Below are 10605 nucleotides of genomic sequence, written 5' to 3'. Positions count from 1 at the left end.
GGGAAAGGTTTTAAATCCCTTACCCTTTCCCCTTTCCCCTTTCCCCAGACCTCACAAGCGCATTTTTGGGTTGGCAGACTACTAGTGTTAAAGAGGCTGAAGGGCTTGAATCACAACCTGGGTGTCAAGTAACATCAAAGGGCTACCTTGAGAATCCACAAAGTAACCCTGTAAGAATGAGCCTAGTCGGCCAGGTAACATCGATGTCGAAATCTCTAACCGCTCTTGGGCATCGTGAACTTCAATGGTATTGACTTGCTCTACCAATAGCCCGACGGTTTGATTCTGGACTTGAACAAGCATCGCCATGCCAGAGTTACGCACACTTTCCCGCCGACACCAGTGTGTTGCTCCCAACAAAGCTGCTAAATCAAGAATCCAGATCGCTTCTCCCCGCCAATTCATTATGCCTAACAAGAATTCTGCTACCTGCGGTACTGGTAAAATCTCGGTCAGTGCAACCTGAATTACTCCCCGCAAATCAGCTAATGGGAGTAACCCATTTACCTTTCCATTCAACGGAAATCTTAAAAACCTCTGGTTGTTTCCTTGAGAAGAGTTTTCAAGTCGAAATTGGCTATTAATGGGTAGCGAAGAAAAGCGATCGTTGCTCTGTACCATTGCCCCAGTTTCCTTTAGCGAATAAATTTACTAACAGTCTGGAGCAAGGTATTTTCGTCTACAGGTTTGACTAAATAGCCATCAGCGCCACTCATATTGCCCCAAGTTCTATCAACATCTGTGTTTTTAGTTGAGCAAATCACTACCGGAATTCCCTTTGTTGTCGGATCGGCTTTCAACTTGCGGCAGAACTCAAATCCACTTTGGCCTGGCAAAATCAAATCCAGTAAGATCAAGTCAGGTTTTTGTTGTTTCAACCTGAGTTGAGCCTCTTCACCACTGCGAACTTCATAAACTGAATATCCTCCTTGCTCTAGGTAACGTGTCATTTTTTCGGATTCTGCGAGGCTATCTTCAACTAAAAGAACTTTTTTCATTTTTTCCTAACTATTTAATTCAGAATTTGAAAAATAATGGCGACAAATAAATTAACAAGAGGGCAGAAGGCAGGAGGCAGAGGGCAGGAGGCAGAAAGGAGGTTTAAGAATTTTCATACTTGGTTGTGCCAAAACTGGGCATGAATAACTGTTTTGAAAATGAATGTAGGGGAGCCACTGGCATGACTGTCGCTTCAACCTAAACGGTTAAATACTTGTGAAGCATATTGAGTACTTTGTCTTGTTCTACAGGTTTACCTAAAAAGTCAGTTGCTCCTACTAATTTTGCTCGCATCCGATCTACTATTCCATCTTTCCCAGTTAAGATGACAACCGGCACATTTTTGAGACTTGGAGTTTTACGGATTTGAGAACAAATTTCATAGCCATTTACTTTTGGCATCAAAAGATCCAAAAAAATGAAGTCTGGCTTGCTTTTAATTAGGTTTAAAACTGCCGTCAAGGAATCTTGAATGCCAACAAAGCGATAACCTTGATGGGTCAGAATTTCCTCCAAACTGCGACAGATCATCGGACTATCATCCACACAGGCTACTAAAGGTCTTGAGACATCAATAATTGCTTTGCTAGTCGCTGGGGGGGCAACTTGTATAACAGTGTTCTCTTCTTTCTTCAGTGAAGAATTGAAATTATTAACTGCACTGGACGGACTGACAATTTCTTTACTAGTCGCTGGGGGAGCAACTTTGTTGAAATTGGGCGCAACTTGTAAAACAGTGTCCTCTTCTGTCTTGAGTGAAGAATTGGAACTATTAACTGCACCAGACGGGTTGCCAGTTTCTTTACTAATCACAACCTGCCTGAGCTTTGGGGTGGGTGAAAAAGCGATCGCCCCTGTTTTTACCAATGTCATCAATAACCGAGTCAAAGCTAAGACATCCCGACCGCTTTTTTGCCCTAGACCTCGTAAAGTTTTTGTGCCATCAACTAGAGCAATAATCTGTTTAGAGGATGCTTGTCCTTGGAGTAACTCAATTTGTTGAATGATCGGAAATAAATTGGGCGAGTAGCTTGCCAGTCCTGCATCCCGCCATTCTTGCCAGGCTTGTGTAGCCTTTTTCAAGACTTCCTCTGTTGGTATTACAGCTAAAAGAACCCCAGGAACTTCACCAACAACGGTAGTATGTGACAACTGCCCTGTTGGATTGTTGCCATTTTTTTTGGCTTCAATGTACTGCATGATATCAAACAGGACTTCAGCTATTGAGCTTGCAATCAGGCTAACAAGTTGTTGTTGTTCAATTAATTTTTGTTCTCGCAACTTAGCAAGAATGGAATACTCACGATAATTTTCCTGGGGAGAGACAAGCTGCTCCAACTGTGTCACATCCAGATTAGAACAGTACCGCAACAAGTGTCGTCGCCATCGCTCATCGGCATTAGAACCGCCAGCCTGCCAAATTAATCGTCCTAAACGAAAATATAGCGTCCAAGTTGGCCCATCCCTTGCTTCAAGATTTAGCCTACCTGTAAATAATTTAGTTTGAAGTTGCTCGATCAATTGATTCACAATGGATCGCACCTCCTAATATATCTAGAGTTTTGCATTTACATTAGAATTGCTCAAACAATCCAGCTTACTAACTTTATCGTGCGATTGCCAATAGCACAGTTCAAAACCTTGATTGAGCTATCTCAGCTTGTTATATCCATTTCCAATCTGGATATTTTTAAAGTTAAAAACCGGAAGATTGAACAAAGATTTAAGCTCTTTTTCTAATTATTAATAGGTTAACTAATTATTAATAGGTTAACTTTTTGCCATGTTACATCTACTGAGCAAATTGCTTGTACAGATGTAGTTGCAATACAGAGCGGAAAAAGATGGGAATGTTGAATACTACAAAGCATAGACCAGCTTTAATGCTTATCGATTTTGTACTCTGCTGCTTAAGGCGACAGACACAAGCGATCGCATCCTACTAGTATGCAAATACAAAAAATGAGCTTGAATTAAGTTTGTCCAGAAATTGCTTGTTACCGAATAAAGTACTGGCGATCGCGTTGTTCTAGTAGCCCTTGCTTGATCAAGGAGCGCAGAATATCTATCGTTTGCACCCGGCTTAAGCCTATCACCTCTTCAATTTCTATCAGAGTAGCTCCTTCAGCTTGCTGAATGTATTGCTGCACTTTAGATTTAGCAGTATCTGCATTCAAGGCAGGCATTTTCTTAGTCATGGTATTGACGGAAGCACGAAAACCAGTGGCTTTAATTGCAGAACGGGAGATTGACCATTTTGGAACTGTTGCAACTAATTTCTCTTCTTTAGCAGGAGTCGGGGGAACTGCTTGTTCTTGACTGCGATCGTCCCAAACACTGTTATGTAAGATTTCCCGGAAATTTTGCAAGTTTTGGAATAATGCCTGAGCCTTTGCTGCCCTTTGTTGGCGGTATTCTTGCTGGCGTTGCCAGACATCTGTTTTTATTTGCAATATTTCCAATTGCCGCTCTACAATCTCTTGCTGAAATTGCTGCTGTTGTAACTTTCTGTTGTTGTGAAGGTTGGTAACAAAACTGCTCAATTCTTGATGAAGCAAATCTGCTTGCAGCTGCAATTCTTGTTGAGTTAGCTGTTTCCACTGGTTAACTTGTTGACGGCGTTCAGCAGTTATTTGCAATCGCTGCGTAGGTAAAGCCCGCCGTAGGCATCGCTCTTGTTCCCATAAATTCTTGAGAGCCATCAGCTGAAATCTCCTATTTTGTTAACTAGAAATATTAAATAGGAGCCATAAAGACTCCCTTTTTCTAATATGCTGTTAGGCAGCAGATGGAACAGCAGCCTGAGATGTTAAACCAACCGCCTCGGCATATCTTAAGTAAGTTTCAACTGAAGCAATCACAATCCGAGCTTCTATTGATAGTAGTTCAATACCAACTAAAGAAACACGTACCCAAGCATCAACTACAATTCCTTTGTCCAAAATGCGGTCAATAACTTCAGCCAAACTTGAAGATGAGTTAACTTTTTCAACAGCCATTTTATTTTCCTCTCACAACTCTAATTTTTTATTTCATCCTGCTCTAATTGAGCAGTAGGTAAAACTTACACAATGTGTTTTATTCTTCCTGAGTTTAGTATTCCCAAAAATATAAGATAAATATAAGGAAATAAAAAAATACTAAAAAGTTAACAATATTCTTTTAGAAAAGAATTAAAGAAAAAATCAGCCCGTCTTTATTTTTTTGGGAAATTTATAAATATTATTTTTTATGAATTTATATAAGAGTATTTTCTATAAAATGATAGGGTGGCAAAGGTTCGCTGAGTGCCAATTGCCAGTGCGAGCATTGTACCTGCCAGAGGGAAAACTGCTGCATACTGAGCGTTGAATCATTGCGCTGTGCCAAAAAGTGGATTTGCCGCACATCTGACTGTCGAGTTTCACAGATAACATTTGTATATGTTTTGAGAATTAACTCGTTCAAGAGTTCCCACTGTTTGCATTGTTGTGCTTGAAATGCTTGCTGTGTTTGGTAGTGTTGTTTTTTAGCTAATAAATAGGCTTTTCCTCTGGCATCAATAGTGTCAGAATCGTCAAGCAAAAAACAAGGTGTCATTTTTAAAGTGTACTCAACTTTGTCTGCTAGCTCAGTTAGGGCTTCTAGATATTGCTCTTGGTGCTTCTCTAGATGATTCAGCAGTTTTTCCACAGAGGTAAAACCCCTCCCAAAGCGTAGGGGAAGAAGGGGAGTTTGTTGAAAAAGTTCTCGAATCACGCGATCGTGGTTTAATACAGCTTGAAGTAAACGCTCATCCGTTGCCTGTATTGCCTCCAGCGAGATTTCTGGCTCTACGATCGCAGCTAAACCAGAAGAGTAAACGAGTTCAATATTCCTTTCCATCCCTAAGGGTAGAACAAGCGGTGATGCGGTGGGAGCTAGAAGAGCATAAGCGTATATTGACATAAACTTAGGATACTTATTCTGTAATTAAGTTTGTACACGTGAAGTTCTCCGGGACGCTTCTTTTTACATCAAAGGTGTTTCCGGAGGGTAAGTATCGCTGTGTGCAGCTTTCTCTCAAACCTAACCCCCAGCCCCTTCCCTACAAGGGAAGGGGAGCAAGAATCAAAGCCTCTCTCCCTGTGGGGGAGAGGTTTGGAGAGGGGTTCTAAGGATAAGTTGCACATTGCCTTAAGTAGCTTCCGCTCTGAAATTCTGTGTTTTTTTCAAATAAGAGACTATTGTGATTGATGCTGATTGGCAAGCATTTGGTATGTAACTTGGAAATCATCATTTGTAATCTGAATCAAGCTGGAGTCACTTAATCCCTGGGCGCGGTATCGACGAATTGCGCTTAAAGCAGCTTGATTGCTCAACAAAGCCAAGTCTGCCCCATTCCAACCCTCGGTAACTGTCGCCCAGGTTTCTAAATCGACATCAACCAGGGGACGATCTAGATTGTGAACTTGTAAAATCGCTAATCGGCTGGCTCGATCTGGTAGATCGATTTTTATTTGTAAGTCCAATCTTCCGGCTCTGAGCAAGGCAGGATCGAGCGCTTCTGGACGATTGGTTGCTCCCACTAACAGTACTTTCGGGCATTCATGCAACCCATCTAGTTCGGTAAGTAGTTGACCGACAACGCGATCGCTAACTCCAGAATCACCAGTAAATCTTCCCCGTGCTGGTGCTAGGGTATCAATTTCATCTATAAACACAACGCAAGGAGCTGCTTGCCGAGCTTTGCGAAAGAGTTCTCTGACTGCCTGTTCTGCGGCACCTACCCATCGGCTGAGTAATTCAGGGCCATTCACAGCAATAAAGTTGGCTCTAGCCTGGGAAGCGATCGCTTTTGCAAGTAACGTTTTTCCGGTTCCAGGCGGTCCCCACAACAGAATCCCACGGGGAGGCTTGGCTTTAGTTTGCTCGTATAGTTCGGGATAGAGAAGTGCGCCTTCAACAGATTCTTGAAGTTTTTGTTTCACATCATCCAATCCACCAATGTCATCCCAACTGACACTTGGTACTTCAACTGCTACATCCCTGAGAACTGAGGGTTTTATCTCCTTAATTGCTTCGAGAAAATCCTGCTGTATGATAGTCATGTTTTCAGGAACGGGACTGTTGAGCGAGGGGACTTGACGACGAAGGGCAATGTAGGCTGCTTTTTGGCAAAGAGCTTTGATATCGGCACCAACAAAACCGACAGCTAAATCAGCGATCGCACCTAAATTAACCGAAGTCTCCAAGGGCATGGCACTTGTCAAAATCGTCAGAATTTCCAATCGTCCATCGCGATCGGGAACTCGAAACTGAACTTCGCGATCGAAGCGTCCCGGACGACGAAGCGCCGGATCGAGATAATCGGGACGATTTGTTGCCGCTAATACAAGTACGCCCTCGGTTTTGGCAAACCCATCCATTAACCCAAGCAATTGCGCCACTAGTCTTTTTTCAACTTCACCTTCTACTTGGCTGCGATCTGGGGCAAGGCTGTCAATTTCGTCAATAAATATTAGGCAGGGAGCAGAACGAGTTGCTTTTTCAAAAATACTTCGCAAACGAGCTTCTGCTTCCCCGTAATACTTGCTCATCACCTCTGGGCCATTGATGGCAATGTAGTTTAACTCCAACTCTTCTGCCAAAACACGGGCTGTTAAAGTTTTTCCCGTACCGGGCGGGCCAACGAGCAAAACCCCACGTGGAGGCTCTAACCCTAATTTGACTAATAAATCTGGACGTTTAAGTGGAATTTCGACTAACTCTCTGATTTCTTGGAGAACATCAGCCAAGCCGCCGATACCTTGCCAAGAAGCTTTTGAGTTCGTCTTAGCTGATGGGGGAGTGACATCAGTATCATCCATTGGTGTGGTTCCAACGGTGGAATTGGATCTGACTCGGCTGGAACTATTTGTTCTCGGAATATTGCCTTGCCGGGGAATACTACTGAGATTATGAGAGCGAATTTGAATAGAAGTTTTTAACTCGCCTTTCTCTACTTTTTCTTCTAAAGCTTTGGCAATTTCTAATAGGTGTTCAAATCCTTTAAATATGTCGTCCATTGATTTTACTTAAATAAAAGGCAGAGAAAAATTTAATTTCCAAAAAAATTAAATTTTTCAATAATTTTTGATTTTCAATTTTTATTGCTGTTCAACAGAGAGAGGAATTAATCAGTTAGAACTGGATAATTGAAGACGAGCAAAGTTATACGGGGCAGTAAAATTGTTGTAACGAATTCGCAAACGGTTTTCAAATTGACGATCGAGTGCTTCAACGTGTTCGCTAAATTGTAATTCTGCTTCCCAAGGAATTAGGTAGGCTGCATTGTAAATCATTGTGTCCATTTGGGGAGTATTTTCTACTACTTCGATCGCAATGGAGTTGAGCGTGCTTTTAAATATATCTATGATGCCTTGCTTGCGATCGCTCATTCCCTGTTCGATGGTTTGTCCTATTTGGATTACCCGCTCCATACTCAGAGGTTGACCCACTAGCTTATCCCTTTCAGTTTTGAGATTTGGGTGTTCTGCCAATAGTCCCTGAATTTCTGCCTCGGTATCCCAAAAAACTTTGACACTAACTTCTCGGCAACCCGATAACTTCGCAAGCAATTGCGTCAACTCTTCTTGATGAGGACGAATTAATTGCTCTGAAACCTTTTCCCAGCTAGAAACCAAAAGTCCAAATTGCACGGGTAGTAAATAGCGATCGCCTCCTTGCATGATCTCCTCAAGGACTTTCTCATGACTTAGCAGGTTACGACGGCTGGCCAAATAACGCTCTTGCTGTGCTTCCGAGTAGATGACTGCAAAATCATCCAAAATTTTAATTTGTACGGGTTGCCGATCTAAGCCCTCTAAATTTAAATTTTGGGGAGCAGGCAAGGTCAAAATTCCATAAATGTAAAAACTCATATAAATGTCTTACCAAGAAGAATGTAGATAAAAAAGTTACAGGGGTTTAGAAGTGAGTACTAGTCTTAACTTGGCATGAACTAAGCTTAACTGAGCCAGTCCTAAGTCCAAGTCACCTTCAACCACAACACCCGTGTTTAATAGGCGATCGAGGAGTTCTAGAATAGAGGGTTGACTAGAGGTTTCACCGGGGTAATATCCTCCAGATTGGGGAAGTAAATTTCCCATTTCACCCAAGTTAATATTTAGATCGGCTGGGTCAACATCAAATATCTCGCAAAGTTTAACAACCTGTTGTTCAAGCTGTTGCAGGCTTTCGGCAGCCCGATCTAACTCATTATCGTTGAGGGTGCCAGCATCCATTCGCCGAATCACTTGAGCTTCCATGAGTTGGCGTATCAGTTCAACAACCGTTAGTAACAATGGTGCTAAACCGGAATCGGAACCTTTTGATTTGCTAATCCCCTGCATTCTGATGATTAATAGGATTGAGTGTTTTAAGCGATCGCAGTTCTGTTTCTAGACTGGCAAGACGCTCTTGAAGTTGTTGATTAGTTGCTAATAAGGTGCGAGTTTGACTATTAAGATAGGGGTCGCTCTCCCACCAATTAATTCCAATCTCTTTGGCTTTATCAACAGAAGAAATCAACAAACGAATCCGAATGTTGAGCAATTCTGTGGAGCCTACGGAAATAGAAATATCCCCTGCGATAACAATGCCTTTATCCAGAACCCGTTCTAGAATATCTGCCAAGGTAGAACCTTGAGTTGATGTGGTGATAGCTCCCCGGTTAGTATTAGTACTCATTTTTTTATTAAATGGCCAGAATCAAAAGGAACTGTCTGTGAGATGTTCGGCGACTCGGCATTGCCCTGCATTTGGACTAATACTCCCTGCTCTCTGAGAGACTTGAGTGCAGCGACAATTTGACTGCGATCGATCCCTAGTTCTACTGCCAATTCAGAGAAACGCCTTCCTGGAGAATTGCACAGGTAGTTGTAGACTTCATGCTCGTAAGGTACTCGTTGTTCCAATACAAGCTGATTTTGATTGTTTGGTATTATCTCTGACGGCTGAGTTTGAGTATTTATACTATGATGCAATTCACTTAAAACCTCTTCCAGTAGCCGAGTTGCTTCCATGAGAGGTTGATTCGTGCGAGAAAGCAGGATATCGGCACAAATATCTTGGAAGCTAGGATCTCCAGGGTTGACGGAAATTTCGTGTTCGTGGCAGATTTTGGCAATCATCAGACAGGAACGTAATCCACCGCCCTGTCCAGAGCCAGATCGACTCCAAAACGTCCGTACTAAGCGGACAATTACTTCTGCTTTCTCAGAATCTATGCCTGTTTTATGAACTACAATTTCCTGCTGACTCAGTTCATCAGGTGTAGGCATATCGATGGTAATAACACGATCCATCAAAGCATCTTGAGTTGCATGAACTCCACAATACTCTTGAGGATTTGATGTTAAGATTGCCCGAAACTGAGGATGAACCCGGATATACTCGGCTCGATGTTGGTTTGTTGGTAATACTAACAACCTCTCCTCAAGTACGGAGAGTAAAACGTTATTTACCTCCGGGTGCGATCGATTGAATTCGTCGTAAACCAGCGTAAATCCTTCTTTACAAGCTAGGGTTAATCGTGCATCAACCCAATGTTGTCGGACTTCATCCTCAACTTTGATAACGCTGTGGATGAAGTTATCAACAACCTTTTTACGGGTATAACCTAATTGATTACCAATTAAGTCTGAGGTTTTAAACTCATCATCTCCAAATAAAAGGATGATCGGCTGGTTGAGCAAATCAGCTAGATGCATTGCCAGAGTGGTTTTTCCGACTCCGGCTGCACCACGTAAGTGTATTGAAAAACCTGACTGTAGATAGCGCAAAGCACGTTGAGCGACGCGTTGAACAGCAGGTGTATTGACAAATCGTTGGGGAGATGCATTTAATACTGTTGTCAAACTCTAAGTACCTTCTAAGTAGTAATGTGTTATGCAAAAGTAATTTTTTACATTGAAAATATAAAATACAGATGTCAATCAGCCTTAACTGGACTCAAATCCAACGCATTTTGGCATCAACATAAGACTAGTAATGTTTAATATTTATGTCATCAGCATGATTACGGTGTTGAGAGGATACCTTTAAGAAGTCCACACAGGTGTAAAGCAATATGGTTCTGCGCTTCTTACTATTACCGATTACTGGCCCATTAATGGGGGTAACGTGGCTTGGGGAAAAAATTTTAGAACAGGCAAGTACTGAAATTGATGATAAAGAAAATCTCAGCAAGCAGCTTCTTGCACTGCAACTTGCTTTTGATATGGGAGAAATTCCTGAAGAAGAGTTTGAAATTCAGGAAGAAGCTCTTTTATTAGCAATTCTGGAAGCAGAACAGGAGGAACGCAATCAGACACAAGAGTAATACCACTTCTCTAAAAGCCGGCTACAGATAGAGCCGCCAAAATATATTGCCTGCGAACAGCCTGGACAAGGTATGCTCAATGCTCAATTTTGAAGGCTACACCACATCACGCGATAGCCAGTGGACTAAGCAAGCACTTAATAAAAGGCTAGCAGCGTAAAATTAAATATAAATAAATTAAAAAGAGAGGATATCGCCTCTCTTTTTAATGGTTATTAAATTTTGTAAGTCACCAGCCCCGTTGGGGCGGGGGTAGGGTATTGGGTGTTGGGTGTAGGGGAAAA

The 10605-nt window shown here is 42.1% G+C and carries 12 protein-coding genes; 1 reads left to right on the top strand and 11 read right to left on the bottom strand.

The genetic code is table 11. The annotated features are described in order from the left end of the window. Positions 1–87: 87 nt before the first annotated feature. From VB740_RS33730 to gvpN, 11 genes are all read right to left on the bottom strand, one after another. Positions 88–621 carry a chemotaxis protein CheW gene (locus VB740_RS33730; RefSeq protein WP_323204175.1) on the bottom strand — a complete coding sequence of 178 codons (534 nt, stop codon included), beginning with the start codon at positions 619–621 and terminating at the stop codon, positions 88–90. A gap of 14 nt (positions 622–635) precedes the next feature. Then, complete coding sequence (locus tag VB740_RS33725; RefSeq protein WP_323204174.1) at positions 636–998, bottom strand: response regulator transcription factor; 363 nt, start codon at positions 996–998, stop codon at positions 636–638. Positions 999–1197: 199 nt separating this feature from the next. Further along, on the bottom strand, positions 1198–2529 hold the full coding sequence (locus tag VB740_RS33720; protein WP_323204173.1) for a response regulator: 1332 nt from the start codon (positions 2527–2529) through the stop codon (positions 1198–1200). Between the two features lie 467 nt (positions 2530–2996). After that, entirely contained in the window at positions 2997–3701 is a 705-nt protein-coding gene (locus VB740_RS33715; protein ID WP_323204172.1) for a gas vesicle protein GvpC, read from the bottom strand. A 75-nt stretch (positions 3702–3776) separates the two neighbouring features. Beyond that, positions 3777–3998, bottom strand: a complete 222-nt coding sequence (gvpA, locus tag VB740_RS33710; RefSeq protein WP_163931998.1) for a gas vesicle structural protein GvpA — start codon at positions 3996–3998, stop codon at positions 3777–3779. A gap of 238 nt (positions 3999–4236) precedes the next feature. Continuing rightward, on the bottom strand, positions 4237–4926 hold the full coding sequence (locus tag VB740_RS33705; protein ID WP_323204171.1) for a GvpL/GvpF family gas vesicle protein: 690 nt from the start codon (positions 4924–4926) through the stop codon (positions 4237–4239). 275 nt (positions 4927–5201) lie between these two features. Then, positions 5202–7025, bottom strand: coding sequence for an AAA family ATPase (locus tag VB740_RS33700; RefSeq protein ID WP_323204170.1), 1824 nt, complete (start codon positions 7023–7025; stop codon positions 5202–5204). A gap of 111 nt (positions 7026–7136) precedes the next feature. Further along, positions 7137–7880, bottom strand: a complete 744-nt coding sequence (locus VB740_RS33695; RefSeq protein ID WP_323204169.1) for a GvpL/GvpF family gas vesicle protein — start codon at positions 7878–7880, stop codon at positions 7137–7139. 36 nt (positions 7881–7916) lie between these two features. Continuing rightward, entirely contained in the window at positions 7917–8351 is a 435-nt protein-coding gene (locus tag VB740_RS33690; protein ID WP_323204168.1) for a gas vesicle protein K, read from the bottom strand. Continuing rightward, positions 8338–8688, bottom strand: coding sequence for a gas vesicle protein (locus VB740_RS33685; RefSeq protein ID WP_323204167.1), 351 nt, complete (start codon positions 8686–8688; stop codon positions 8338–8340). The genes VB740_RS33690 and VB740_RS33685 overlap by 14 nt, the downstream gene beginning before the upstream one ends. Further along, the gene (gene gvpN / locus VB740_RS33680; RefSeq protein ID WP_323204166.1) at positions 8685–9857 is read right to left on the bottom strand and encodes a gas vesicle protein GvpN; all 1173 of its coding nucleotides are present in this window, start codon (positions 9855–9857) and stop codon (positions 8685–8687) included. The genes VB740_RS33685 and gvpN overlap by 4 nt, the downstream gene beginning before the upstream one ends. A gap of 212 nt (positions 9858–10069) precedes the next feature. Here gvpN and VB740_RS33675 point away from each other — a divergent pair, with 212 nt between their 5' ends. Continuing rightward, complete coding sequence (locus VB740_RS33675) at positions 10070–10321, top strand: gas vesicle protein GvpG (RefSeq protein WP_323204165.1); 252 nt, start codon at positions 10070–10072, stop codon at positions 10319–10321. Positions 10322–10605: the final 284 nt, after the last annotated feature.

Source organism: Nostoc sp. UHCC 0251, assembly GCF_034932245.1.
Classification (GTDB): domain Bacteria; phylum Cyanobacteriota; class Cyanobacteriia; order Cyanobacteriales; family Nostocaceae; genus Nostoc.
This window is presented reverse-complemented; position numbering and strand designations above follow the sequence as displayed.

Excerpts from the sequence above, each read along its gene's own strand:
- VB740_RS33730 (WP_323204175.1), bottom strand. The coding sequence starts at position 621 with ATGGTACAGAGCAACGATCGCTTTTCTTCGCTACCCATTAATAGCCAA.
- VB740_RS33725 (WP_323204174.1), bottom strand. The coding sequence starts at position 998 with ATGAAAAAAGTTCTTTTAGTTGAAGATAGCCTCGCAGAATCCGAAAAA.
- VB740_RS33715 (WP_323204172.1), bottom strand. The coding sequence starts at position 3,701 with ATGGCTCTCAAGAATTTATGGGAACAAGAGCGATGCCTACGGCGGGCT.
- gvpA (WP_163931998.1), bottom strand. The coding sequence starts at position 3,998 with ATGGCTGTTGAAAAAGTTAACTCATCTTCAAGTTTGGCTGAAGTTATT.
- VB740_RS33705 (WP_323204171.1), bottom strand. The coding sequence starts at position 4,926 with ATGTCAATATACGCTTATGCTCTTCTAGCTCCCACCGCATCACCGCTT.
- VB740_RS33700 (WP_323204170.1), bottom strand. The coding sequence starts at position 7,025 with ATGGACGACATATTTAAAGGATTTGAACACCTATTAGAAATTGCCAAA.
- VB740_RS33695 (WP_323204169.1), bottom strand. The coding sequence starts at position 7,880 with ATGAGTTTTTACATTTATGGAATTTTGACCTTGCCTGCTCCCCAAAAT.
- VB740_RS33690 (WP_323204168.1), bottom strand. The coding sequence starts at position 8,351 with ATGCAGGGGATTAGCAAATCAAAAGGTTCCGATTCCGGTTTAGCACCA.
- VB740_RS33685 (WP_323204167.1), bottom strand. The coding sequence starts at position 8,688 with ATGAGTACTAATACTAACCGGGGAGCTATCACCACATCAACTCAAGGT.
- VB740_RS33675 (WP_323204165.1), top strand. The coding sequence starts at position 10,070 with ATGGTTCTGCGCTTCTTACTATTACCGATTACTGGCCCATTAATGGGG.